Origin of the sequence: Pseudomonas parasichuanensis, assembly GCF_021601385.1 — a bacterium.
Taxonomy (GTDB): Bacteria; Pseudomonadota; Gammaproteobacteria; order Pseudomonadales; family Pseudomonadaceae; genus Aquipseudomonas; species Aquipseudomonas parasichuanensis.
In genome coordinates this window covers 31469-54567 of sequence record NZ_BQHO01000021.1, presented here as the reverse complement: position 1 = coordinate 54567, position 23099 = coordinate 31469, and the positions used below count along the sequence as shown (strand labels likewise).

Sequence of the window (23099 nt, the reverse complement as noted above, 5' to 3'; positions counted from 1 at the left end):
CACTTGAACGCACGGAGACTGGAGCTGAGCATGGCCCCGCGCATGAACACCCGAGAACGCATCGTGCAGAACAGCCTGGAGCTGTTCAACCAGCAGGGCGAGCGCAGCGTCAGCACCAACCACATTGCCGCGCACATGGAAATCTCGCCCGGCAACCTGTACTACCACTTCCCCAACAAGCAGGCGATCATCGCCGTGCTGTTCAGCCAGTACGAAGAACTGGTCGACAGCTTCCTGCGCCCGCCCCAGGGCCGCGTCGCCACGGTTGAGGACAAACGCTTCTACCTCAAGGCGCTGCTGGCGGCGATGTGGAACTACCGCTTCCTGCACCGCGACCTCGAGCACCTGCTCGAAAGCGACCCGGAGCTGGCCGCCCGCTACCGGCGCTTTTCCCAGCGCTGCCTGCAGCAGGGCCAGGCGATCTACCGCGGTTTCGTCGAGGCCGGCATCCTGGCCATGGATGCCGCGCAGATCGAATCACTGACCATCAATGCCTGGATCGTGCTGACCTCGTGGGTGCGTTTTCTCAGCACCACCCGCGAACATTCCGCGCATTTGGGTGAAGAAGCCTTCAAGCGCGGCGTCTATCAGGTGCTGGTGCTGGAACTGGGCTTCGTCACGCCCGGCTCGCGCGCCGTTGTCGACACCTTGTGCAACGAATTCCATGTACCGTTCAACCAGGCCCTGGAGCACTGAACCAGCGCCTTCGAGCCCTTCATCAGGAGACTGTCATGCCCCTTGCGCAACTGATCACCCCGCAGCAGCTGGCCGAGCAACTGGACGCGCCCGGCCTGGTGATCCTCGACTGCCGCTTTGCCCTTGAAGATGTCGATTACGGCCAACGCAGCTACGCCCAGGGGCATATCGCCGGGGCGCATTTCGCTGATCTTGAGCATCACCTGAGTGGGCCGGTGGTCAAGGGCCGCACCGGTCGCCATCCACTGCCGGAGCCACAGCAGCTGGTCGAGCGCCTGCGCGAGTGGGGTGTGGACGATGACAGCCGCGTGGTGCTGTACGACGACGGCCCGGGCATGTTTGCCGCGCGGGCCTGGTGGTTGCTGGCCTGGTTGGGCAAGCGCGACGCGGTGTCCATCCTGGATGGCGGCCTCAAGGCCTGGCATGCGGCGGGCCTGCCATTGAGCCTGGATCCGCCGGTCAAGCGCGAGGGTAACTTCAGCGGTGAGCCGGACATGAAGTTGCTGATCGATGCCGGGCACCTGCTCAAGCGCCTGGGTGATCCTGAACTGACCCTGATCGATGCCCGGGGTTTGCCGCGGTTTCGCGGTGAAGTGGAGCCGATCGACCCGGTGGCCGGGCATATCCCGGGCGCCCAGTGCGCGGCGTTCACCGACAACCTCGGGGCGGATGGGCGTTTCTTGCCGGCCGAGCAGCTCAAGCAGCGGTTTGCCGAGAAGCTCGGTGGGCGCTCCCCGGAACAGCTGGTGGCGTATTGTGGTTCTGGGGTGACGGCGTGCCACAACCTGTTCGCGTTGGCGCTGGCGGGATATCCGTTGGGGCGCTTGTATGCGGGGTCTTGGAGTGAGTGGATCAACGATCCGCAGCGTGGGGTGGCGACTGGCGATTGAGCTGCCCTGTACCTGTGGGAGCCGCGGTTCTGGCCTTGAGGGTGGCGCGATCGATGGGGAGCAACTGTCTTTGTAGGAGCAAGCCGACCAGGTTTACCGCCCGTCCACCAACCACTGCGGAATCCGCCGCTCCAGGTAGTACCCCGGATTGCGCAGGCTGCCGTCGACAAACCCCACATGGCCACCCCGGCTGTGCAGCTCGAACTGTGTCTGCGGCGCCAACTGCTCGGCGCTCGGCAAGCTGTGGCCGAACACGAACGGGTCGTCGCTGGACTGGATGATCAGCGTCGGCGTGCAGTTCTCCCGCAGGTAGTAGCCGCTGGAAGCGCGCCGGTAGTAGTCGTGCACATCGCGAAAACCGTTGAGCGGCGCAGTCACCTTGCCGTCGAAATCCCAGAAGGTGCGCAGGTTGCGCAATGAGCCCAGGCGTTCGATTTCGGCCAGCCGGTCATGGTGGCCCTTGTCGCGAAAGTGCTGCTGCTTGCTCTGCACATAAGCCAGCATCTCGCGCATGAAGTGCGCCTGGTAGACCTTGGAGAACCCCAGGCCGATGCGGTCGGCGCACTGGTCCAGGCGAAACGGCACCGACACCGCTACCGCCGCTTCCAGCAGGCTGTCTGCGCCGTGCTCGCCCAGGTACTTGAGCAGCACATTACCCCCCAGCGAGTAACCGACCGCATACAGCGGCGCCAGTGGCCGCCGGGCACGCAGGTGACGCAAGGTTTCGGCGAGGTCTTCGCTGGCGCCGGAATGGTAGCTGCGCGCCAGCAGGTTGGGTTCCCCCGAACAGCCGCGCCAGTTGAGCGCCACGCTGGCCCAGCCGCGTGCTTGCAGCGCCTGCTGCAGGCCTTTGACGTAAGGCGAGCTGGACGAGCCGGTCAGCCCGTGCAGCACCAGCACCAGCGGCGCATCGGCCTGGTGCGGGCCATACCAGTCGAGGTCCAGGAAGTCGCCGTCGGCCAGCCACAGGCGCTCGCGTTCGCGGGGCAGCTCGGGGAGCTTGCGCCACAGCGGGCCCCAGAGCGTCTGCAGGTGCGGATTGGCCAGGCCGGTAGCCGGGCGGAACGTGGCGGTGAGGTCGGGCATGCTGGGCGACTCATGATGTGCCCGACTAGAGTGCCATGAAACACCGCCACTGTATTTGCGCTATTGGTCGGCTGTGGGCAACAGAGGCAGGGCTTTCTGTTCGATGCGCGGGCCGACGCTGATGGATACGCAGCGCTCAATGGCGAGCAAGCCCCTGGCCGCGGCTTGTACGTCGGCTGGGGACAGTTGCGCCAACTGTTGCAGGCAGGCCGCGGGATGGTCCGTGGCAACTGCTTCGGGCCCGAGGTCGGCCAGCTCTTTTGCCAGCGTTTTGTTGTCGGCAAATGAGCGCAGCAAACCGCCCCCCCGTTGGTTGACGGCAAGTTCCAGTTCATCCTGGCTTGGCCCGTGTTCGATGAAGCACTGGATGACCTGCTTCACCAGATCCACAGAGGCATCAAGGTAGGCGGGGTCGATGTCCCAACTGATGTACAGGAAGGTGGCTGCCCGGTAGGTGCGCAAATGGCTGCTGATACTGTAGGTCAGGTTGCGGCGCTCACGGAGCTCGGTAACCAGGCGCGACTCGAAGCCGGCGCCGAGTAGCTCGTGGGTTACGACCATGGCCGTGTACTCGGCGTCAGAGCGCGCCACGTCCAGGGGCAGGGCCAGGGTCACCTCGCAATTGCTGCCTGTTTGCTCCAGGTGGACGGCGATGGCCCTGTCTAGTGGGGTCACGGGTTGTGGTGACGGGAGCGCGGGGCGGTTGCCTGGCAGCGCCAGGGTCAGCGTGTCAAGCATTTGCCTGGCCTCTGTCTGGCTCAGGTTACCCACCAATGTGATCTCCAGGTTTGCGGCGGTATAGGCGCGTTGATGGAATGCCTTGACGTTGTCCACGTCGATATCGGCGACGCTGACGCTGGTGCCTGCATAGTCGCTGCCATAGGCATGCTGCGGGAACAGGCGGCTGAGCACTTCCACGTCGATGCGTTGTGCTGGGCTGCTTTCGCGCCGCTGCAGGTACCGGAGCATTCGCGTCTTGATGCCGGAATATGCGTCTGCTCTCAGGGCTGGCCGGGCAACCATCGCGGTGAACAGTTCGAGCGCCGCTTCGCGTAGCGGCGCCGAGCAGTGTGCGCTCAGATCGATTCGCGCATGGTCGTGGCTGATGTCTCTTTGCACGCTTGCCCCGAGGCCGCTGAGCCCAGCCGCGAAGCCTTGGGCGTCCAGGGTTTCGATACCTTGATCAAGCGAATACAGCGTAAGCGCCGCAAGGCCCGGGGTGTCGCCGTCCTGGCAGGCGCCAGCATTGAAGCGCAGGCTCAGTTCGAACAATGGTGAACCCTGTGTGGCGACGAAGACGACGCGGCTGCCATTGGCGGTGTCCCAGGTCTGGACTGACTGGGCCGGAGGAAGCAGCTGATGGGTGTCGATGCTGGCAGCTGACTGCAGTTTGGAGAAATCGGCCGCTGCAAGGCTGCCGGCAAGATCCGCGCAGGTCATTGGCAGGTGTTCGCTTTCTTCCGGATTTGGGTCATGCGCTGCGAGCATGTGGGTAACCGCCATGCGGTCGTCGGCGAGGAACCGCTGTGCGGCCAACTGGATATCTTCAGGCGTGAGTGCAATCAGTGCCTGCAGGACCTGATCATGCACCTCGGGCTGCAACCCGCTGAGGGCATGCGAGGCGATGGATTCGGCCTGTCTTTGCGCTGTACCCCTGGTGATGAGCCGCGCGGTAAGCAGCCGGAACTTGAGGGCGTCGAGTGTCTGAGCCCTGGGGGGAGCCTGTCGGACTGCATCGATGATGTGTCGTATCTGCTCGATGGCCTGTTGTGGCGTGCTCTTGTCGGGATTGCTGTAGGCATGCAGCGTCAGCAACGTGTCGCCGCGGGTCAGGTGGTCATAGAAGGCTTCGATTCTTGTGAGCACTTGCCGATCACGGACCAGGCTGGCGTACAGCATCGAAGCGGCACCATTGGCCAGCAGTTCCGGTAGCAGCATCAAGGCCGCTGCTGTGGCGGTTGAGTCGGCAGTCGCCAGGCTCGGTACATTGAAGGACAGGTAAAGGCCATCGCGCAGCCCAGGCAGCGTGATGGCTTGCTGACGTGGCTGATGCTCTACCGTCTGCTCCGGAACGGGCTGTTGAGGCAGCACTGCTGCACCCCAAGGACCGAAGTAGCGCTCGACCCAGCCCTGCAAACGCAACCGATCGACGTTGCCAACCACCACCAGTGACGCGTTGTTGGGGTGGTACCACGTGCGGTACCAGGTGCGTACGGTGTCGGGCTTCATGTATTGAAGGTCCACGGCGTCACCGAAACTGCGGGCGGCGTAGGGGCTGCTGCCGTGGGCCAGGCGTTTATGGTGTTCGAACGCCTGTTGTTCAGGGTTGTTGTCGAGTTTCAGCCGGCGCTCGTCGTTGACTGCCTTGACGGCGCGCTCGAAACCGTCTGATGTGAGGTTGGCGTTGGCCATGGTGTCACCCAGGATCTCCAGTGCGACTTCCAGGCGCGCAGCTGGAAGTGTCACTTCGTAGACGGTGCCATCTTCCAGGGTCGAGGCATTGGTCTCGCCACCCAGTCGGCTGATGACTCTGGAAAACTGTCCGGGTGCGAGCTTGGCGCTACCCTCGAACACCATATGTTCGAGCAGGTGGGTCAGATTGGTATGCCCCAAGGGATCGTGGCTGGCGCCAACGTGATAACAGAGTTGGACACAGGCCAGGGGGCTGCGCAGGTCTTCTTGCAGATAAACGTTCAAGCCATTGTCGAGAACGAAATGTTGCAGCGGCGGTTCTGCCACAGGGATCAGTGAAGAAAGGTTGACTGTCGGGGGGAGGGCCATGCTCGAAGTGCTCCGTCGCAAGTGATGATCGGAGCAGCTTCGGGCACTTCAGCTGGTGGGCGGTGCTACTTAAATCTTGATGCGCTGCCAGAGCGCGTAATGCACCTGCCCGGTTTTCTTTTCCCGGTGCAGGCGCCAGTTGCCGGGCATCGGCAGGCTCGACGGCGCGGCCTCGCTTTCGGTGTAGACCCACGCCTGCTCGCGCAGCCACTGGCCCTGTTCCAGCAGGTTGCAGGTGTTGGCCAGCAGGTCCTGGTGGAACGGCGGGTCGAGGAACACCAGGTCGAACTGCTGCTTGGCCGGGCCTTGCAGGTAGCGCAGGGCGTCGGTTTGCAGGATCTGCCCGCGTGGGCAGCGCAGCAGTTCGAGGTTGTGCTTGAGGTTGGCAATGGCGGCCGGGTTGCTGTCCAGCGCCACGGCGTCTTGCGCACCGCGCGAAAGGGCTTCGAGCACCAGCGCACCGCTGCCGGTGAAGGCATCCAGCACGCGGGCGCCCTCGATGTACGGCGCCAGCCAGTTGAACAGGGTTTCGCGCACGCGGTCGGGGGTGGGGCGCAGGCCGTCGCCTTCCGGCACCGCCAGGCGGCGGCTGCGCCACTCGCCGGCAATGATGCGCAGTTGGCCCGGGCCTTTGCTGGCGCCTGGTGTGTTGGGTCTTGCCATTAGTGCTCCGGTACGCCGAGCGGTTGCTCGGCGGGTTTGTCAGTGGGGGCCGGCAGCGGCTGTTGCGGCACGCTCGGGCCGACGGTGACGATCACCAGCTTGTCTGCCGCCAGGTGCTTGTTCATGGCGGCCTTGACCTGCTCAACGGTCAGCGCCTGGGACTGCTGCATGAAGTCTTCCAGCCAGCTCAGCGGCAGGTTGTAGAAGCCGATCGCGCCCAGCTGGCCGACGATGCTGGCGTTGCTGGCATTGGACAGCGGGAAGCTGCCGGCCAGTTCGCGCTTGGCGTCGTCCAGTTCCTGTTGCGTCGGGCCGTTCTTGAGGTAGTCGGCCAACAGGTCCTGAACCAGCTTGAGCGTGCCTTCGCTGAGTTCGGCGCGGGTTTGCAGGTTGATCATGAACGGGCCGCGCACCTGCATCGGGCTGAACACCGAGTACACGCCGTAGGTGAGGCCGCGCTTCTCGCGCACTTCGCTCATCAGCCGGGTACCGAAGGCGCCGCCGCCGAGGATCTGGTTGCCCAGCGACAGCGCGGGCCAGTCCGGGTCGTTACGGTCGATGCCAAGTTCGGCCAGCATCAGGTGGGTCTGCTTGGACGCGAAGTCGATGTGGGTCAGGCCTGGCTTGGGTTCGGCGGGTTGCTCGGGCTTGGCCAGGGCCGGGCCCTTGGGCAGGCCGGCCGATACCTGGGCGGCGATGGCCTCGGCTTCGCTGCGGCTGAGGTCGCCGACCAGCGCGATCACCGCGTTGCCGGCGGCATAGGCCTTGCCGTGGTAAGCGCGCAGCTGATCGAGGGTGATGGCGGTGACCGACTGGGCCGTGCCGTCGCTGGGGTGGGCGTAGGGGTGGTTGCCGTAGAGGTTGGCAAACAGCGCCTTGCCAGCGATCTTGCCGGGATTCTGCTTTTCGTACTCGAAGCCGGCCAGCATCTGGTTCTTGATGCGCTTGAGGGCGTCCTCCGGGAAGGTCGGCTTGCCCACCACTTCGGTGAACAGCTTCAAGGCCGGGTCGCGCTTGTCGGCGGCGCTGAGGCTGCGCAGCGAAGCCACGGCCATGTCGCGGTAGGAGCCGTTGCCGAAGTCGGCGCCCAGGCCCTCGAAGCCTTCGGCGATGGCGGTGACGTCCTTGCCGGCCACGCCCTCGTTGAGCATGGCGTTGGTCAGCGTGGCCACGCCCGGCGTCGCGCCGTCCTGGCTGCTGCCGGCGGCGAAGGTCAGGCGCAGGTCGAACATCGGCAGCTCGCGGGCTTCGACGAACAACACGCGGGTGCCTTCGGCGGTGGTCCAGTGCTGGATGTTCAGCTGGCGGCGGCTGGGGGCCTTGCCGTCCAGTTCGGCCAGCGATTGCAGTGAGTTGGCCGGGCGGGCCGCGGTAGCCGGCTGGCTGGCGCTGTCGGATTGGGCCGGACGGGCCAGCAGCAGGGCGATGGCCACCACCAGCACGATGATGCCTAGGCCCAGCAGGGTGTAGCGGGGTGCGCTGCGGTCACTCATGAGCGGACTCCTCGGGCAGTACATGGGCAACGCTCAGGCGTTCGCGGGTGAAATAGGTGCGGGCAGCGGCCTGGATGTCTTGCGGGGTCACACGCTTGAGGTCGTCGAGTTCGCTGTCGATCAGTTTCCAGGACAGGCCGACGGTTTCCAACTGGCCGATGGTGGTGGCCTGGCTGCTGATGGAGTCGCGGTCGTAGACCAGGCCGGCGATCACCTGGGCACGCACGCGTTCCAGTTCTTCGGCGGTCGGCGGCGTGGTTTTGAGCTCGTCAAGCAGTTGCCAGACGCCTTTCTCGACCTCGGCCAGGGTCTTTTTCTTCTGCACGTTGGGGGTGGCCGAGATCAGGAACAGGCTGTCGCCCCGGGTGAAGGCGTTATAGCTGGACGAAGCCCCGGCCACCAGCTCCTGGCCGCGCTCCAGGCGCGCCGGCATGCGGGCGCTGTAGCCGCCGTCGAGCAGAGCGGAGATCAGCCGCAGCGCGTTGACCGTGCGCGGGTCCTTGGCGGTGGCCAGCGCCGGCACATTGAAGCCGTAGATCAGGCTCGGCAACTGCGTCTGCACATGCAGGGTCAGCTTGCGCAGGCCCGGCTCGGCCAGCTCCAGCGGCAGCTTGCTGGGGGGCACGGCGCGCTTGGGGATGGGGCCGAAGTATTTCTGGGCGAGGGTTTTGACTTCGTCGGGGGTGACGTCGCCGACCACCACCAGGGTGGCGTTGTTCGGCGCGTACCAGGACTCGTACCAGTGGCGCAGTTCCTCGACCTTCATGCGTTCGAGGTCGGCCATCCAGCCGATGGTCGGGGTGTGGTAGCCGCTGGCCGGGTAGGCCATGGCACGGAACAGCTCGAAGGCCTTGGAGGTGGGCTGGTCGTCGGTGCGCAGGCGGCGCTCTTCCTTGATCACCTCGATCTCGCGGCTGAACTCGTCGGCCGGCAGGCGCAGGCTGGCCAGGCGGTCGGCTTCAAGTTCCAGGGCCACCGGCAGGCGGTCGCGGGCCAGCACCTGGTAATAGGCGGTGTAGTCGTCGCTGGTAAAGGCGTTTTCTTCGGCGCCCAGGTCACGCAGGATGCGCGAGGCTTCGCCAGGGCCGAGCTTGGCGCTGCCCTTGAACATCATGTGCTCCAGGGCGTGGGACAGGCCTGTCTGGCCCGGGGTTTCGTAGCTGGAACCGACCTTGTACCAGATCTGCGAAACCACCACCGGGGCGCGGTGGTCCTCGCGCACGACCACTTTAAGGCCGTTGTCGAGGATGAATTCGTGGGTGGGTTGCACATCGGCGGCGAAGGCCGCAAGCGGCAGGCACAGCGTGCCGAGCAACAGGCCAGCGGCGCGGCGGGCTAGAGCATTCATACGGTGTTTAACCTGTTCTGCGGCCCGCTTGGGTTTAGCGTCGGCGGGCCAGGAGGTGCTAGGATACTGATCCGGTTGCCTGGCGACCATGCCTGTCGCCGTTCTGGCCCGCAGGCCCTAAAGACAAAACGTTGCGCATGAACCAGTCGGTTACAAAATAGTCTGTTCTGCGTGACTCAAGAATTCCCGATGCGCCACTGCTGGCGCATCGCTACCCTGAGATAGCCGTCTTCCATGTTTGGTTCCAACGACGACAAAAAAGCGCCGGCTGCGGCTGGCGAGAAGAAAGGCCTGTTCAGCTGGTTCCGCAAGAAGCCGGAACAACCTGTCGCCGAACAGCCGCAAACCCCAGAACCGCAGGCCACAGAGCCGGCCGCACTGCAGGCGCCTGCTGCCGAGCCGCTGCCGGCGGCAGTGCCCGAGCCCGTAGTCGTCGCGCCTTTGCCTGAGCCGGTAGTTGTTGCGCCGCAGCCAGAGCCTGTGCCAGAGCCGGTGGTGGTCACGCCGCAACCTGCTCCTGTCGCCGCTGTAGTTGCTCAGCCAGTGGTTGCGGCCCCTGCTGTGCAACCAGCGGTAGAAGTGCCTGCGGCCCCGGTCAGTAACCTGGTACTGCCTGTCGCCGAAGAGCCGGTGGCCCTGGTCGAGAACCTGGAACCCAAGGCGCCGCCTGCCATTCCTGCCCGCCCGTTCGCCGAGCCGGCTGCCGTTGTCGCCCCGGCCCCTGCGCCGGTTGTCGAAGCCCAACCGGTCATCGTGCCGACTCCGGTCGAACCTGAACCCGTTGTCGTGGCCGCCGCCGAACCGTCCAAGCCCGGTTTCTTCGCCCGCCTCAAGCAGGGCCTGTCGAAGACCAGCGCCAGCATCGGCGAGGGCATGGCCAGCCTGTTCATGGGCAAGAAGGTCATCGATGACGACCTGCTCGACGAAATCGAGACCCGCCTGCTGACCGCCGACGTCGGCGTCGAGGCCACCTCGGCCATCGTCCAGAACCTCACCCAGAAAGTCGCCCGCAAGCAGTTGGCCGACGCCGACGCGCTGTACAAGTCGCTGCAGGAAGAGCTGGCCGCGCTGCTGCGCCCGGTCGAGCAGCCATTGAAGATCGAGGCGAAGAACAAGCCCTACGTAATCCTGGTGGTCGGCGTGAACGGCGCCGGCAAGACCACCACCATCGGCAAGCTGGCGAAAAAACTGCAGCTTGAAGGCAAGAAGGTCATGCTCGCCGCCGGTGACACCTTCCGTGCCGCCGCCGTGGAGCAGTTGCAGGTGTGGGGCGAGCGCAACCAGATCCCGGTGATCGCCCAGCACACCGGCGCCGACTCGGCCTCGGTGATCTTCGACGCCGTGCAGGCCGCCAAGGCGCGCAACGTCGATGTGCTGATCGCCGACACCGCCGGGCGCCTGCACACCAAGGACAACCTGATGGAAGAGCTGAAGAAGGTCCGTCGGGTGATCGGCAAGCTCGACGCCGAGGCGCCCCACGAGGTGCTGCTGGTGCTCGACGCCGGTACCGGGCAGAACGCCATCAGCCAGGCCAAGTACTTCAACCAGAGCGTGGAGCTGACCGGCCTGGCCCTGACCAAGCTCGACGGCACCGCCAAGGGTGGGGTGATCTTCGCCCTGGCCAAGCAGTTCAACATTCCGATCCGCTTCATTGGTGTGGGCGAGGGTATCGACGACCTGCGCACTTTCGAAGCTGAACCTTTCGTCAAGGCGCTGTTTGCCGAGCGGGAACCTGCATGATCCGATTCGAACAGGTCGCCAAACGCTACCCCAACGGCCATGTCGGCCTGCACGAGCTGAGCTTCCGGGCGCGGCGTGGCGAGTTCCTGTTCGTCACCGGCCACTCCGGCGCCGGCAAGAGCACCTTGCTGCGCCTGTTGTTGGCCATGGAACGCCCGACCAGCGGCAAGCTGCTGCTGGCGGGGCAGGACCTGGGGCAGATCAGCAATGCGCAGATCCCGTTCCTGCGCCGGCAGATCGGCGTGGTGTTCCAGAACCACCAGTTGCTGTTCGACCGTACCGTCTTCAACAACATCGCCCTGCCGCTGCAGATTCTCGGGCTGTCCAAGGCCGAGATCGCCAAGCGCGTCGACTCGGCGCTGGAGCGCGTGTCGTTGAGTGACAAGGGCGAGCTGTTCCCGGCCGACCTGTCCACCGGCCAGCAACAGCGCGTGGGTATCGCCCGGGCGATCGTCCACCAGCCGGCATTGCTGCTGGCGGACGAGCCCACCGGTAACCTCGACCCGCGCCTGGCCGCCGAGATCATGGGCGTGTTCGAAGACATCAACCGCCTGGGCACCACCGTCTTGATCGCCAGCCACGACCTGGCGCTGATCGCGCGCATGCGCCACCGCATGTTGACGCTGCAACGCGGCCGCTTGATCGGCGATGGGGAGGCCGGGCAATGAGCACCACACGTACACCAAAGGTTTCCGAGCGGGTCGCGCCCAAGCCTGCCGACCCAAAACCCGCGAAGAAAAAGCGCGGTGACCACGACGATGATGGCCCGGACTTCAGCACCTTGCTGCACGCCTGGCTGGAAAGCCACCGCGCCAGCCTGGCCGACAGCCTGCGCCGCCTGGCCAAGCAGCCGATCGGCAGCTTTTTCACCTGCCTGGTGATGGCCGTGGCGCTGAGCATGCCCATGGGCCTGTCGCTGCTGCTCAAGAACGTCGAGAAGCTGGGCGGTTCGTGGCAGCGCGCGGCGCAGATTTCGCTGTATCTCAAGCTCGACGCCAGCAGCCGTGACGGTGAAGCCTTGCGTGACGAGATCAAGGGCATGCCGGGCGTTGCCGAGGCCCAGTACGTCAGCCGTGAGCAGGCGCTGGAAGAGTTCCAGCAGCAGTCTGGCCTGGGCGAAGCCCTGCGCGAGCTGCCGGACAACCCGCTGCCCGGCGTGGTGGTGGTGACCCCGAGCGAAGTCGACAAGCCGGCCCTGGAAGCGCTGCGCCAGCGCCTGGCAGAGCTGCCGCGGGTAGAAGCGGCGCAGCTGGACCTGGTCTGGGTCGAGCGCCTGGCGGCGATTCTCAAGCTGGGTGACCGTTTTGTCTTCGGCCTGGCGGTGATGCTTATTTCTGCCTTGCTGTTAGTAATCGGTAACACAATTCGTCTACATATCGAGAACCGCCGCGTCGAGATCGAAGTGATCAAGCTGGTGGGCGGTACCGACAGCTACGTGCGCCGGCCATTCCTCTATATGGGGGCGCTGTATGGCCTGGGTGCCGGGGTGCTGGCCTGGGGGATCCTGGCGTTCGGCCTGAACTGGCTCAACGACGCGGTCGTCGGGCTTTCCGGCCTGTATGGCAGCGATTTCGCCCTGGGCGGGGTACCGGCTGCCGATGGTCTTTCCCTCTTGATCGGCGCGGTGCTGTTGGGGTATATCGGTGCATGGATCGCGGTGGCCCGGCATCTGAACGAGCTGGCACCACGATAATGTTTCATCGCCAGCATTGACTTTTTTTCATCCAGGAACTTGTCTCGCGGTTCCGGGTCTATGCTGGCAGTGCCCACAAGGCACGAGTCTGTAAGTCGGAGGTACTTGAATGACCACATCGTTGCAACCTGCCTATGCCCTGGTACCTGGTGCAAACCTGGAAGCCTACGTGCACACGGTCAACAGCATCCCGCTGCTGACGGTCGAGCAGGAGCGTGATCTGGGCGAGCGTCTCTATTACGAACAGGATGTCGAGGCCGCCCGGCAAATGGTGATGGCCCACCTGCGTTTCGTTGTTCATATCGCCCGTAGCTATGCTGGCTATGGTCTGGCCCAGGCCGACCTGATCCAGGAAGGCAACGTTGGCCTTATGAAGGCGGTAAAGCGTTTCAACCCGGAAATGGGCGTACGTCTGGTGTCCTTCGCGGTGCACTGGATCAAGGCCGAGATCCACGAGTTCATCCTGCGTAACTGGCGCATCGTCAAGGTGGCTACCACCAAGGCCCAGCGCAAGCTGTTCTTCAACCTGCGCAGCCAGAAGAAGCGTCTGGCCTGGCTGAACAATGACGAAGTGCATCGCGTGGCAGAGAGCCTGGGCGTGGAGCCCCGCGAAGTGCGCGAGATGGAAAGCCGCCTGAGCGGCCAGGACATGGCCTTCGACCCGGCAGCCGAAGCCGATGACGACAGTGCCTTCCAGTCGCCCGCGCATTACCTGGAAGACCACCGCTACGACCCGGCCGTGCAGCTGGAAGACGCTGACTGGAGCGACAACTCCACCAGCAACCTGCATGAAGCCCTGCAAGGCCTGGACGACCGCAGCCGTGACATTCTCTACCAGCGCTGGCTGGCTGAAGAGAAGGCCACGCTGCATGAACTGGCGGACAAGTACAGCGTTTCGGCCGAGCGTATTCGCCAGCTGGAGAAGAACGCAATGAACAAGGTCAAGGCATTGATCGCGATCTGATCGGCGCCCTGGCTGGATTGAAAAAAGCCGCTGTTCTCGCAAGAGGCAGCGGCTTTTTCATTGGGCATGTGGCTGCGCGCATCCTGACGGATCGCAGGCCCCTGTGGGAGCGGCTTTAGCCGCGAACACCAGCGAACGCGTTGCCTTTTTCGTGGCTAAAGCCACTCCCACAGGTTACGTGATGGCCTTGTGGGCGCAGCTTAGAGCCTGCGCGACGCATCCAGCTGCATCAGGTAGCTTGGCCCACCCAACTGGCTCATCTGCCGGCGAATCCACCCCGCGCGGCTGGCGACATAGGTGCTTGGGCGGCTGGCACTCCATTTGATCGGGCTCGGCAGCACTGCGGCGAGCAGTGCGGCCTGTTGTCGCGTGAGGCGGCTGGCGTCCACACCAAAGTGATAGCGCGCCGCCGCCTGGGCACCGAACACGCCCTTGCCCCATTCAGCGCTGTTCAGATACACCTCGAGGATCCGTTCCTTCGACCAGAACAACTCGATCAGCGCGGTGAACCAGGCCTCCAGGCCCTTGCGCAGCCAGCTGCGGCCAGACCACAGGAACATGTTCTTGGCCACCTGCTGAGTCAGGGTGCTGGCACCACGAACCTTGCCGCCCCGTTCGTTGTAGGCCAGCGCCGCCTGGATGGCCGGGATGTCGAACCCCCAGTGGCTGGCGAACTTCTGGTCCTCACCGGCGATGACCGCCACCTTGAGCTCGTCTGAGATCTCTTCCCAGGGCGTCCAGTCGCGCTGCAGGTCGATCGGCTCGCCACTGAACCATGACTCCACCTTACGCTCGACCATCAGCGCCGTGCCAGGCGGCGGTACCCAGCGCAGTACCAGCACCACGGCAATGCTTGCGGCAGCGAACCAGAGCAGGCCGCGGGTGAAGTGGCGCAGGAAGGATGACAGCATGGTGATGGCTTGGCCGGACCGTTGGAACGGGCCATTATACAGACCCCTTTCGAGGAGTCCTCCCATGCTTCGCAGCTTCCTGATGCTCGCTGCCTTCTTCGGTTTCACCGGCGTCGCGCTCGGCGCCTTCGCCGCCCATGGCCTGAAGAGCCGCCTCAGTGCCGATTACCTGGCGGTCTTCCACACCGGTGTCACCTACCAACTGGTGCATGCCCTGGCGATCCTCGCCGTGGCCGTGCTCTCGGTGCACCTGCCTGGGCGCTTGGTGGGCTGGGCCGGCGGTTTGTTCGCGCTGGGCATCGTGCTGTTTTCCGGCAGCCTCTACGTGCTCACGCTGACGGGGCTGGGCAAGCTCGGCATGATCACCCCCCTGGGTGGACTGTGCTTCCTCGCCGGCTGGTTGTGCCTGGGCCTGGCCGCCTGGCGCCTGGGCTGACCGAGTGGTCCACAATCGCGACTAATGGCGCGTGCCACCCTTGGGTTGCAAGGCTGATCGGGGCTAGAATGCCTGCCCCAACGAACAATGGTGGCCGTGCGCATGCGCATTCAACTGAACGGTGAACCTTACGAACTGCCCGCGAGCGAGAGCGTCGCGGCCCTGCTCGGCCGGCTCGAGCTGGCCGGCCGCCGGGTGGCGGTGGAACTGAACCTGGACATCGTGCCGCGCAGCCAGCACGAGAGCACGATGCTGAGCGAAGGCGACCAGGTCGAAGTGGTCCACGCCATCGGCGGCGGTTGAGCAAGCCCGGCGATTCACCCGTAAGCCCCGTAACCTTTCCTGAGGAACATCGATGAGCAACGTTCGCAGCGACAAGCCCTTCATCCTGGCCGGGCGCACTTTCCAGTCGCGCCTGCTGGTCGGCACCGGCAAGTACCGTGACATGGAAGAAACCCGCCTGGCCACCGAGGCCTCGGGTGCCGAGATCGTCACCGTCGCCGTGCGCCGCACCAACCTGGGCCAGAATGCGGGCGAGCCGAACCTGCTCGACGTGCTGTCGCCAGACAAGTACACCATCCTGCCGAACACCGCAGGCTGCTTCGATGCGGTGGAAGCCGTGCGCACCTGCCGCCTGGCCCGTGAACTGCTCGATGGCCGCAAGTCCCACGAGTCCCGCACGCTGGTCAAGCTGGAAGTGCTGGCTGACCAGAAGACCCTGTTCCCCAACGTCATCGAAACCCTCAAGGCCGCCGAAGTGCTGGTCAAGGAAGGTTTCGACGTGATGGTGTACACCAGCGATGACCCGATCATTGCCCGTCAGCTGGCCGAAGCCGGCTGCATCGCCGTGATGCCCCTGGCGGGTCTGATCGGCACCGGCCTGGGGATCTGCAACCCCTACAACCTGCAGATCATCCTGGAAGAATCCAAGGTGCCAGTGCTGGTCGATGCCGGCGTAGGCACAGCCTCCGACGCCACTATCGCCATGGAGATGGGCTGCGAGGCGGTGCTGATGAACTCGGCGATCGCCCACGCCCAGCAGCCGGTGCTGATGGCCGAAGCGATGAAGCACGCCATCCTCGCCGGCCGCATGGCCTACCTGGCCGGCCGCATGCCCAAGAAACTCTATGCCAGCGCCTCTTCGCCGCTGGATGGTCTGATCAAGTAAGAGCCCCAGATGACTGAATCGCAAGAAACGCCGATCCCCGCCGACGGCGAAGAGCGCCCACACCGCCGCATCAAGAGTTTCGTGATGCGCGCCGGGCGCATGACCGAAGGCCAGCAGCGCGGCCTGGAGCAGGGCGGCCCGCTGTTCGTCCTGCCGCTGGCCGACAGCCCGGTGGACTACGACCAGGTGTTCGGCCGTTCGGCGCCGCGTACCCTGGAGATCGGCTTCGGCATGGGCCACTCGCTGCTGGAAATGGCCGCCGCCTCGCCCGAGCTGGACTTCATCGGTGTCGAAGTGCACCGTCCAGGCGTTGGTGCGCTGCTCAACGGTGTGCTCACCCAAGGCCTGAAGAACCTGCGGGTCTACGACTGCGATGCCATCGAAGTGCTCAACCGCTGCGTGGCCGACAACAGCCTCGACCGCCTGATGCTGTTCTTCCCCGACCCTTGGCACAAGGCGCGTCACCACAAGCGCCGCATCGTCCAGCTGGAGTTCGCCGAGCTGGTGCGCCGCAAGCTCAAGGCTGGTGGCGTGTTCCATATGGCAACCGACTGGGAGCCCTATGCCGAATACATGCTGGAAGTGATGAGCGCAGCACCCGGCTATCGCAACCAGGCGGCTGACGGCGCCTATGTGCCACGCCCCGAAGAGCGCCCGATCACCAAGTTCGAGCGTCGCGGTGAGCGCCTCGGCCATGGGGTGTGGGACTTGAAGTTCGAGAAGGTGGACTGAGCGGCATTCGTTCAGGGTCATGCTTCGAAGCCTGCGTAACTGCAGGCGCAAAAAAACCGCCTTGCGAAGGGCGGTTTTTTTATGCGGGCTTCGGGTTACGAATCCTGAGCCTGCGTACTTCACTGGAGACAACCACAGCTGGATCTTAGGGCGGCCCGCAAAACGCGTCAATCGAGGAAATATCCGGCATTACGTGTGACAACGCTGGAAACAGCCATGGGTGATTGGCTCACGTAAGCTCGCTGGGCTCCCTTGTGATCTATCCAGTGACGGGCCGGGAACTGCAACGGTTTCTCGGCCCCTTCGACGCGGCCTACGACCCGTGCCGGTGATGTTCATCGAAGGGCCATCAACCTGGCCACTTCACTGGAGACAACCACAGGGTCTCTGAAGGTGTCGAAGTACCGGTTAGATACTGGAAGATTGGCTCAGCCAGTACGGAGGCCAAGGCATATGAAACATCTGCTGAAAATGCTGAGCCGCACCTGGAAGCTCGTCCGGGTCTTGATCCTGTTCAAGACTGCAAGGGACTTGCTGCGCGATCACTTTGATGATGTCCGCTAAGGGCTAGTTGGGTGAGGAGCCGCCCTGGTTCGCCAGGGTGGCTTTTAGCTGCCGCTCAACCACGCCGATCAGCCACCACCCCGATCAACACCAGCACCACCAGCAACACCGGTGCCAGCGCATAGTTGTTGAACTGCCCCAACCCCTTCACGACCCACGGCGTGGCATAGATCAATGCCGCGCCACTGCCGATCATCACCAGCAGCGCCATGAACGGCACGCGCAGGGCGCCGGCCAGGCCGCCCAGGCGCCCTTCGACCCAGCCCTTGATATCGGTGCCGAACAGCACCAGCAGGCAGCCCACCAGGGCCAGCGAGATCTCCGACAGGTTGCTGCGGCTCCAGCGGGAGACGGTCGAGAGCAGGTCAAGTACCAGGTCCATGGGTCATCCTTAATTCAAGAAGTACTGCAGCAGGTCATTGAGGAACAGCTGGCCGCGCGGCGTAGCCGCCAGTCGATCCGGTTCGACCTGCAGAAGGCCCTTTTGTTCGGCGCTGCGGCGGGCTTCGGTGAGCTGCTCCAGGGGCAACCCTGTGCGCTGTGTGAATAGCTCGGCTTCCACGCCCTGGGTCAGGCGCAGTGCGTTCATCAGGAACTCGAAAGGCAACTCATCGGCCGGCAGCAATTTCTCGCCAGCCTTGAACGGCTTGGCCGGGTTCAGGTAGTCCTTGGGCAGGCGGGTCTTCCAGGTGCGCAGGATGCGCCCGTCGGGGAACGACAGCTTGCCGTGGGCACCGGCACCGATACCGATGAAGTCGCCAAAGCGCCAGTAATTGAGGTTGTGCCGTGCGGCGCGCCCCGCCTGGGCGTAGGCCGACACTTCGTATTGCTGGTAGCCATGTTCGGCCATCAGCGCCTGGCCGGCTTCCTGGATATCCCAGAGGATGTCGTCCTCGGGCAGCTCGGGCGGCTGGTTCCAGAACACCGTGTTGGGCTCGACCGTCAGCTGGTACCAGGACAGGTGCGTCGGCGCCAGTTCGATGGCCTGGCGCAAGTCGCCCAGGGCGTCGTCGAGCGACTGGTCCGGCAGGCCGTGCATCAGGTCCATGTTGAAATTGTCGAAGCCCGCCGCGCGGGCCATGTCGGCGGCACGCACCGCTTCGGCGCCGTTGTGGATGCGCCCGAGTTTCTCAAGCTTGGCCGGCTGGAAGCTCTGCACGCCGATGGACAGCCGGTTGATGCCGGTCTGCCGGTAGGCCTTGAACTTTTCCTGCTCGAACGTGCCCGGGTTGGCTTCGAGGGTGATCTCGATGTCCGCGGCAAACGGGATGCGCTGCTCGACGCCACGCAGCAGGCGGCCAAGCGCAGCCGCGCTGAACAGGCTGGGGGTGCCGCCACCGAAGAAGATGGTACTGATCGGCCGGCCCTGCACGGCATGCATGTCCTGGTCTAGGTCGGCCAGCAGGGCGTCGATGTAGTCGTCTTCGGGCAGCGTGGGCCCGGCCTGATGCGAGTTGAAGTCGCAATAAGGGCATTTGCGCACGCACCAGGGGATATGGATGTACAGCGACAGCGGCGGGAGTTCGGGAAGGATCAGGCCCGCCGGTTGTACCAACAGCTTTTCGCTCATGCCAGGCCCAGACGCTGACGCAGCAGGGCCATGGCGCGGGCACGGTGGCTGAGCTGGTTCTTGTCGACGGGGGCCAGGTCGGCGCTGGAGCATTTGCGCTCGGGCACCCAGAACAGCGGGTCGTAGCCGAAACCGTGCTCACCGCTGGCTTCGAACAGGATGCTGCCGTGCCACAGGCCTTCGCAGAGGATCGGCAGCGGGTCATCGGCATGGCGCACCAGCGCCAGCACACAGACGAACTGCGCACCACGCTGCTCCTGCGGTACATCCTTCAGCGCTTCGAGCAGCTTGGCGTTGTTCGCCGCATCGCCCTTGCCGTCGGCGTAGCGCGCCGAATAGATGCCCGGCGCGCCACCGAGGAAGTCCACCGCCAGGCCCGAGTCGTCGGCCAGGGCCGGCAGGCCGGAAATGCGTGCGGCGTTGCGCGCCTTGAGGATGGCGTTCTCGACGAACGACAGGCCGGTTTCTTCCGGCTCCACCTGGCTGAATTCACCGATCGAACGCAGTTGCACGGACTGGCCGAGCATGGCCTGCAGTTCCTTGAGCTTGCCGGCGTTATGGCTGGCCAATACGAGTTGCTGGAAATTCATCATTCGCCTGGGAACACTTCCTGGTTGAAGCTGAGTTGATTGCTGATGCCGCCGGTTTCGACATTCAGGTCGAAGGTCAGGGTCTCAGCCTGGTCGATCTTGAACTGGGCGATGTAGTACACCGCACCCTGGTCGGTGATCTGCTTGAATGACAGCGGGCTGCTGCGCCCGGTCAGGTCCTTGACCGTGCCGCTGACCACCGAAGTGGCCGGTTTGCCACCCTTGAGCACGGCGATATTGAGCACGCCCTGGTTTTTGCTGCGGGTAAGGCCGGTGGCGGCGGCGATGTCCGGCTGCAGCATGCTCGAAGTGAAGGCGCTGTAGTGGACCGTCACGTCGCCAAACACTTCCTTGCGCTCAGGTTTGGCGGCATCGGCAGCCAGCACCGGCAAGGCCAGGCACAGGCTGATCAGAAACAGTGCTAGTCGACGCATGATCCCATTCCTCCGTTCGCGAGCGTCAGACTGCGAGCTGGTGCTCCTGCAAGCCCGGGCTGCTGACGCGATAAATACCGATTTCACCTAGAAGATTAGGCCAAAGCCGGCCGCCCAACCCATTACGGTGCAGGTGGTCGACGGCCAGGCGGTCGAGCACCTTGGCGTGGCGCTCGTGGCACAGGTTCTCGAAGTCTTCGAAGGTGCAGAAGTGAATGTTAGGCGTGTTGTACCAGGTGTAGGGCATGAAGTCCGACACCGGCATGCGGCCTTTGGTCGCCAGGTACCAGCGGCAGCGCCAGTGGCCGAAGTTGGGGAAGGTGATGATGCACTGACGGCCCACCCGCAGCATTTCGTCGAGAATCCGGTCGGGGTACTCCACAGCCTGCAGGGCCTGGGTCATGACCACCACGTCGAAGCTGTTGCTGGCGAAGTTGCCCAGGCCCTTGTCCAGGTCCTGCTCGATCACGTTGACGCCCTTGGCCACGCACGCGGCGATGTTGTCGGCGTCGATCTCCAGGCCGTAGCCGGTGACGTTCTTGCGCTCGCGCAGCGAGGCCAGCAGTTCGCCGTTGCCGCAGCCCAGGTCGAGCACCCGGCTGCCGGCGGGGATCCAGTCTTGGATGATTTCCAGGTCGGCTCTCATGGGGTCCTCACAGGGTGATGCGGTTCATGTAGTTGGCGAAACCCTGCATGTAGCGAGGCGTGGGGATCAGGAAGGCGTCGTGGCCGTAGGGCGAGTCGATGTCCAGGTAGCAGACGTTCTTGCGTGCGGCCATCAGGGCATCGACGATCTCCCGCGAGCGGGCCGGCGAGAAGCGCCAGTCAGTGGTGAACGACATGATGCAGAAGTCTGCCGTGACATGGGCCAGGGTCGCCGCCAGGTCGCCGTCGTGGGCTGCCGCCGGGTCGTAGTAGTCCAGCGCCTTGGTCATCAGCAGGTAGGTGTTGGCGTCGAAACGCCCGGAGAACTCCTCGCCTTGGTAGCGCAGGTAGCTTTCGACCTGGAACTCGACGCTGTGGAAGTCGTAGTTGAGCTTGTCGCTCTTGAGCTCGCGGCCGAATTTCTCGCCCATCGAGTCATCGGACAGGTAGGTGATATGGCCGACCATCCGCGCCAGCATGAGGCCGCGCTTGGGGATCACGCCCTGGTCCTGGAACGAACCGCCGTGGAATTCGGGGTCGGTGAGGATGGCCTGGCGCGCCACTTCGTTGAAGGCGATGTTCTGCGCCGACAGCTTGGGGGCCGAGGCGATGTCGACGCAGTGACGCACGCGGTCCGGGTAGGTGATGGTCCACTGCAACGCCTGCATGCCGCCCAGGCTGCCGCCGACGATGGCCGCCCAGGTGTGGATGCCGAGGCGATCGGCCAGGCGCGCCTGGCTGTGCACCCAGTCTTCCACGGTCAGCACCGGGAAGTCGGCGCCATAGGGCTTGCCGGTGGCCGGGTTGATGCTGCTGGGGCCGGTGCTGCCATTGCAGCCGCCGAGGTTGTTCAGGCTGACCACGAAGAAGCGGTTGGTGTCGATCGGCTTGCCGGGGCCGATGCAGCTGTCCCACCAGCCCGGCTTGCGGTCGGTGGCGGCGTGGTAGCCGGCGGCATGGTGGTGGCCGGACAGCGCGTGGCAAATGAGCACGGCGTTGCTGGCGCTGCTGTTGAGCTCGCCATAGGTTTCGTAGATGAGTTCGTACGAGGCCAGGGCGCGGCCACAGGCCAGGGCCAAGGGTTCATCGAACCGGGCGATCTGCGGTGTTACCAGACCGACGGAATCTTCGGGAAAGACAGTGGACATCGACCCTGCTCACGCTTGACGGAGGCGTAAGTCTAAAGAGCGCTACCCCCAGCGGCAAGCAATGGCTTGCCGCAGGAGATATCGCGGGTCAGATCATCCGCCACAGCTCTTGTGGCATGCCGGCGTAGGCTGCCAGCTGGGGCATGAGGAACGACTGGATCACCTGGATGGCGATGAAGGCGAAGATCGGCGAGATGTCCATGCCGCCCAGGTTCGGCACCAGGCGACGGAACGGTGCCAGCACCGGCTCGCTGATCTGGTAGGCCAGCTCCGCAGCAGGGTTGTGGCTGTTGGGCGCAACCCACGAGACGATCACCATGACGATCATCGCCACCCAGAAAATCTTCAGGAACAGCGAGGTGATGCCGATGATCGCCCACATCAGCAGGTGCAGGACGTCGCCGAAGGTGCCGTAGGTAACCATCAGCACGAAGGCCATCAGCAGCGCCTGGATCAAAACCGACAGCAGCAGCGACGAGGTATCCAGGCCGGCGATACTGGGGATCACCCGGCGCAGCGGCTTGAGCAGTGGCTGGGTGGCGCGCACGGCGAACTGGCTGAGCGGGTTGTAGAAGTCGGCCTTGACCAGTTGCAGCACGAAGCGCAGCAGGACGATCGCCAGGTACAGGCTGACCAGGGTTTGCACCACGAAAATCGCGGCGCCGGACAGTGCATTCATTGAGAAAGGCTCCTTATTTGCCCAGTTGTTCGGCCAGTTCCGCGGAACGCTTGGCCGCGGCTTCCAGTGCCTGCTCGACGATGGCCTCGAAGCCATTGGCCTGGAACGACTTGATCGCCGCTTCGGTGGTGCCGGCAGGCGAGGTGACCCGGCGGCGCAGTTCGGCGGCATCGACGTCGCTGGCCACGGCCATGCGTGCGGCGCCCAGGGCCGTTTGCAGGGTCAGTTGCGAGGCGGTTTCACGCGGCAGCCCGAGCTTCTCGCCCGCGGCGGTCATGGCTTCGATCAGCAGGAAGAAGTACGCCGGGCCGCTGCCGGAAACAGCGGTGACGGCATCCAGTTGCTGCTCCTGGTCCAGCCACAGGGCGGTACCGACAGCGGACAGCAACTGTTCGGCCTGCGCGCGCTGTTCGGCTGACACCTGCTGGGTGGCGTACAGGCCGCTGACGCCCTGGCGCAGCAGTGCCGGGGTGTTGGGCATGCAGCGCACCACCGGGATCGCGCCCAGCCAGGCTTGCAGGCTGGCGCAGGTGATGCCGGCGGCGATGGACACGACCAACTGGCCGGGCTTGAGGTTCGGCTTCAGGGTTTCGCAGACGGCTTTCATCACCTGCGGCTTGACCGCCAGGACGATCACGTCGACGCCGTCGATGGCCTGGGCGTTGTCGGCGAACGCTTCGATGCCATGCTCGGCCTGGATGCGCGCGCGGGTGTCGGCACCCGGGTCGCTGGCGCGGATCTGCGAGGCGTCCAGGCCCTGGGCGCGCAGGCCGCCGATCAGGCTGGCGGCCATGTTGCCGGCGCCGATAAAGGCAATACGAGTCTTGCTCATGTCAGGTCCTTGAGGGAAAGAGTGAGTTTAAGCATG

24 protein-coding genes are annotated in these 23099 nt (G+C 64.5%); 10 read left to right on the top strand and 14 right to left on the bottom strand.

Annotated elements, in window-relative coordinates; translation table 11 throughout:
• Positions 1 to 30 precede the first annotated feature (30 nt).
• Complete coding sequence (locus L6D77_RS17170) at positions 31 to 696, top strand: TetR/AcrR family transcriptional regulator (protein ID WP_232882995.1); 666 nt, start codon at positions 31 to 33, stop codon at positions 694 to 696.
• Positions 697 to 731: 35 nt separating this feature from the next.
• Positions 732 to 1586: a sulfurtransferase gene (locus L6D77_RS17165; RefSeq protein WP_232882994.1), complete on the top strand. Its 855-nt coding sequence runs from the start codon at positions 732 to 734 to the stop codon at positions 1584 to 1586.
• A gap of 93 nt (positions 1587 to 1679) precedes the next feature.
• Here the strand turns inward: L6D77_RS17165 and L6D77_RS17160 are convergent, their stop codons facing one another.
• From L6D77_RS17160 to L6D77_RS17140, 5 genes are all read right to left on the bottom strand, one after another.
• Complete coding sequence (locus tag L6D77_RS17160; protein ID WP_232882993.1) at positions 1680 to 2672, bottom strand: hydrolase; 993 nt, start codon at positions 2670 to 2672, stop codon at positions 1680 to 1682.
• 60 nt (positions 2673 to 2732) lie between these two features.
• Positions 2733 to 5453, bottom strand: coding sequence for a M16 family metallopeptidase (locus tag L6D77_RS17155; RefSeq protein ID WP_232882992.1), 2721 nt, complete (start codon positions 5451 to 5453; stop codon positions 2733 to 2735).
• Positions 5454 to 5522: 69 nt separating this feature from the next.
• On the bottom strand, positions 5523 to 6116 hold the full coding sequence (gene rsmD, locus L6D77_RS17150) for a 16S rRNA (guanine(966)-N(2))-methyltransferase RsmD (RefSeq protein ID WP_232882991.1): 594 nt from the start codon (positions 6114 to 6116) through the stop codon (positions 5523 to 5525).
• A complete protein-coding gene (locus tag L6D77_RS17145) occupies positions 6116 to 7609 on the bottom strand; it encodes a M16 family metallopeptidase (RefSeq protein ID WP_232882990.1) in 1494 nt (497 codons plus the stop codon). The genes rsmD and L6D77_RS17145 overlap by 1 nt, the downstream gene beginning before the upstream one ends.
• Positions 7602 to 8957, bottom strand: coding sequence for a M16 family metallopeptidase (locus L6D77_RS17140; RefSeq protein ID WP_232882989.1), 1356 nt, complete (start codon positions 8955 to 8957; stop codon positions 7602 to 7604). Before L6D77_RS17140 ends, L6D77_RS17145 begins: the two co-directional genes overlap by 8 nt.
• A 234-nt stretch (positions 8958 to 9191) precedes the next feature.
• Here L6D77_RS17140 and ftsY point away from each other — a divergent pair, with 234 nt between their 5' ends.
• From ftsY to rpoH, 4 genes are all read left to right on the top strand, one after another.
• Positions 9192 to 10697 carry a signal recognition particle-docking protein FtsY gene (gene ftsY, locus L6D77_RS17135; RefSeq protein ID WP_232882988.1) on the top strand — a complete coding sequence of 502 codons (1506 nt, stop codon included), beginning with the start codon at positions 9192 to 9194 and terminating at the stop codon, positions 10695 to 10697.
• Positions 10694 to 11365, top strand: a complete 672-nt coding sequence (ftsE, locus tag L6D77_RS17130) for a cell division ATP-binding protein FtsE (protein ID WP_011531723.1) — start codon at positions 10694 to 10696, stop codon at positions 11363 to 11365. Before ftsY ends, ftsE begins: the two co-directional genes overlap by 4 nt.
• On the top strand, positions 11362 to 12390 hold the full coding sequence (gene ftsX / locus L6D77_RS17125; RefSeq protein ID WP_232882987.1) for a permease-like cell division protein FtsX: 1029 nt from the start codon (positions 11362 to 11364) through the stop codon (positions 12388 to 12390). The genes ftsE and ftsX overlap by 4 nt, the downstream gene beginning before the upstream one ends.
• Before the next feature lie 109 nt (positions 12391 to 12499).
• On the top strand, positions 12500 to 13354 hold the full coding sequence (gene rpoH / locus L6D77_RS17120) for an RNA polymerase sigma factor RpoH (protein WP_110996018.1): 855 nt from the start codon (positions 12500 to 12502) through the stop codon (positions 13352 to 13354).
• A 200-nt stretch (positions 13355 to 13554) separates the two neighbouring features.
• Here the strand turns inward: rpoH and mtgA are convergent, their stop codons facing one another.
• Positions 13555 to 14265, bottom strand: coding sequence for a monofunctional biosynthetic peptidoglycan transglycosylase (mtgA, locus tag L6D77_RS17115; protein ID WP_232882986.1), 711 nt, complete (start codon positions 14263 to 14265; stop codon positions 13555 to 13557).
• A gap of 64 nt (positions 14266 to 14329) precedes the next feature.
• Here mtgA and L6D77_RS17110 point away from each other — a divergent pair, with 64 nt between their 5' ends.
• The 4 genes from L6D77_RS17110 (at position 14330) to trmB (ending at position 16601) form a co-directional block, all read left to right on the top strand.
• A complete protein-coding gene (locus tag L6D77_RS17110) occupies positions 14330 to 14701 on the top strand; it encodes a DUF423 domain-containing protein (protein WP_125465930.1) in 372 nt (123 codons plus the stop codon).
• Positions 14702 to 14803: 102 nt separating this feature from the next.
• Positions 14804 to 15004, top strand: a complete 201-nt coding sequence (gene thiS / locus L6D77_RS17105; protein ID WP_153785525.1) for a sulfur carrier protein ThiS — start codon at positions 14804 to 14806, stop codon at positions 15002 to 15004.
• Positions 15005 to 15056: 52 nt separating this feature from the next.
• Entirely contained in the window at positions 15057 to 15869 is an 813-nt protein-coding gene (locus tag L6D77_RS17100; protein WP_232882985.1) for a thiazole synthase, read from the top strand.
• 9 nt (positions 15870 to 15878) lie between these two features.
• Complete coding sequence (gene trmB / locus L6D77_RS17095) at positions 15879 to 16601, top strand: tRNA (guanosine(46)-N7)-methyltransferase TrmB (protein WP_232882984.1); 723 nt, start codon at positions 15879 to 15881, stop codon at positions 16599 to 16601.
• Between the two features lie 619 nt (positions 16602 to 17220).
• On the opposite strand, the gene L6D77_RS17090 is transcribed toward trmB, so the two are convergent.
• The 8 genes from L6D77_RS17090 to proC form a co-directional block, all read right to left on the bottom strand.
• Complete coding sequence (locus L6D77_RS17090) at positions 17221 to 17547, bottom strand: DUF3392 family protein (protein WP_110735365.1); 327 nt, start codon at positions 17545 to 17547, stop codon at positions 17221 to 17223.
• Between the two features lie 9 nt (positions 17548 to 17556).
• On the bottom strand, positions 17557 to 18735 hold the full coding sequence (gene hemW / locus L6D77_RS17085; protein WP_232882983.1) for a radical SAM family heme chaperone HemW: 1179 nt from the start codon (positions 18733 to 18735) through the stop codon (positions 17557 to 17559).
• Positions 18732 to 19328 (bottom strand): RdgB/HAM1 family non-canonical purine NTP pyrophosphatase, encoded by a 597-nt coding sequence (gene rdgB, locus L6D77_RS17080; protein ID WP_085677931.1) that lies wholly within the window; start codon positions 19326 to 19328, stop codon positions 18732 to 18734. Before rdgB ends, hemW begins: the two co-directional genes overlap by 4 nt.
• Entirely contained in the window at positions 19325 to 19759 is a 435-nt protein-coding gene (locus tag L6D77_RS17075) for a DUF4426 domain-containing protein (RefSeq protein ID WP_232882982.1), read from the bottom strand. Before L6D77_RS17075 ends, rdgB begins: the two co-directional genes overlap by 4 nt.
• Positions 19760 to 19784: 25 nt before the next feature.
• Positions 19785 to 20405, bottom strand: a complete 621-nt coding sequence (gene metW / locus L6D77_RS17070; protein WP_232882981.1) for a methionine biosynthesis protein MetW — start codon at positions 20403 to 20405, stop codon at positions 19785 to 19787.
• A 7-nt stretch (positions 20406 to 20412) separates the two neighbouring features.
• Positions 20413 to 21552 carry a homoserine O-succinyltransferase MetX gene (gene metX / locus L6D77_RS17065; RefSeq protein WP_232882980.1) on the bottom strand — a complete coding sequence of 380 codons (1140 nt, stop codon included), beginning with the start codon at positions 21550 to 21552 and terminating at the stop codon, positions 20413 to 20415.
• Positions 21553 to 21640: 88 nt separating this feature from the next.
• Positions 21641 to 22231: a YggT family protein gene (locus L6D77_RS17060; RefSeq protein WP_110996007.1), complete on the bottom strand. Its 591-nt coding sequence runs from the start codon at positions 22229 to 22231 to the stop codon at positions 21641 to 21643.
• 13 nt (positions 22232 to 22244) lie between these two features.
• Positions 22245 to 23063, bottom strand: coding sequence for a pyrroline-5-carboxylate reductase (proC, locus tag L6D77_RS17055; protein WP_232882979.1), 819 nt, complete (start codon positions 23061 to 23063; stop codon positions 22245 to 22247).
• Positions 23064 to 23099 lie beyond the last annotated feature (36 nt).

Bases quoted from the DNA above. Each gene is read 5' to 3' on its own strand.
- L6D77_RS17170 (WP_232882995.1), top strand. From the start codon at position 31: ATGGCCCCGCGCATGAACACCCGAGAACGCATCGTGCAGAACAGCCTG.
- L6D77_RS17165 (WP_232882994.1), top strand. From the start codon at position 732: ATGCCCCTTGCGCAACTGATCACCCCGCAGCAGCTGGCCGAGCAACTG.
- L6D77_RS17160 (WP_232882993.1), bottom strand. From the start codon at position 2,672: ATGCCCGACCTCACCGCCACGTTCCGCCCGGCTACCGGCCTGGCCAAT.
- L6D77_RS17155 (WP_232882992.1), bottom strand. From the start codon at position 5,453: ATGGCCCTCCCCCCGACAGTCAACCTTTCTTCACTGATCCCTGTGGCA.
- rsmD (WP_232882991.1), bottom strand. From the start codon at position 6,116: ATGGCAAGACCCAACACACCAGGCGCCAGCAAAGGCCCGGGCCAACTG.
- L6D77_RS17145 (WP_232882990.1), bottom strand. From the start codon at position 7,609: ATGAGTGACCGCAGCGCACCCCGCTACACCCTGCTGGGCCTAGGCATC.
- L6D77_RS17140 (WP_232882989.1), bottom strand. From the start codon at position 8,957: ATGAATGCTCTAGCCCGCCGCGCCGCTGGCCTGTTGCTCGGCACGCTG.
- ftsY (WP_232882988.1), top strand. From the start codon at position 9,192: ATGTTTGGTTCCAACGACGACAAAAAAGCGCCGGCTGCGGCTGGCGAG.
- ftsE (WP_011531723.1), top strand. From the start codon at position 10,694: ATGATCCGATTCGAACAGGTCGCCAAACGCTACCCCAACGGCCATGTC.
- ftsX (WP_232882987.1), top strand. From the start codon at position 11,362: ATGAGCACCACACGTACACCAAAGGTTTCCGAGCGGGTCGCGCCCAAG.
- rpoH (WP_110996018.1), top strand. From the start codon at position 12,500: ATGACCACATCGTTGCAACCTGCCTATGCCCTGGTACCTGGTGCAAAC.
- mtgA (WP_232882986.1), bottom strand. From the start codon at position 14,265: ATGCTGTCATCCTTCCTGCGCCACTTCACCCGCGGCCTGCTCTGGTTC.
- L6D77_RS17110 (WP_125465930.1), top strand. From the start codon at position 14,330: ATGCTTCGCAGCTTCCTGATGCTCGCTGCCTTCTTCGGTTTCACCGGC.
- thiS (WP_153785525.1), top strand. From the start codon at position 14,804: ATGCGCATTCAACTGAACGGTGAACCTTACGAACTGCCCGCGAGCGAG.
- L6D77_RS17100 (WP_232882985.1), top strand. From the start codon at position 15,057: ATGAGCAACGTTCGCAGCGACAAGCCCTTCATCCTGGCCGGGCGCACT.
- trmB (WP_232882984.1), top strand. From the start codon at position 15,879: ATGACTGAATCGCAAGAAACGCCGATCCCCGCCGACGGCGAAGAGCGC.
- L6D77_RS17090 (WP_110735365.1), bottom strand. From the start codon at position 17,547: ATGGACCTGGTACTTGACCTGCTCTCGACCGTCTCCCGCTGGAGCCGC.
- hemW (WP_232882983.1), bottom strand. From the start codon at position 18,735: ATGAGCGAAAAGCTGTTGGTACAACCGGCGGGCCTGATCCTTCCCGAA.
- rdgB (WP_085677931.1), bottom strand. From the start codon at position 19,328: ATGATGAATTTCCAGCAACTCGTATTGGCCAGCCATAACGCCGGCAAG.
- L6D77_RS17075 (WP_232882982.1), bottom strand. From the start codon at position 19,759: ATGCGTCGACTAGCACTGTTTCTGATCAGCCTGTGCCTGGCCTTGCCG.
- metW (WP_232882981.1), bottom strand. From the start codon at position 20,405: ATGAGAGCCGACCTGGAAATCATCCAAGACTGGATCCCCGCCGGCAGC.
- metX (WP_232882980.1), bottom strand. From the start codon at position 21,552: ATGTCCACTGTCTTTCCCGAAGATTCCGTCGGTCTGGTAACACCGCAG.
- L6D77_RS17060 (WP_110996007.1), bottom strand. From the start codon at position 22,231: ATGAATGCACTGTCCGGCGCCGCGATTTTCGTGGTGCAAACCCTGGTC.
- proC (WP_232882979.1), bottom strand. From the start codon at position 23,063: ATGAGCAAGACTCGTATTGCCTTTATCGGCGCCGGCAACATGGCCGCC.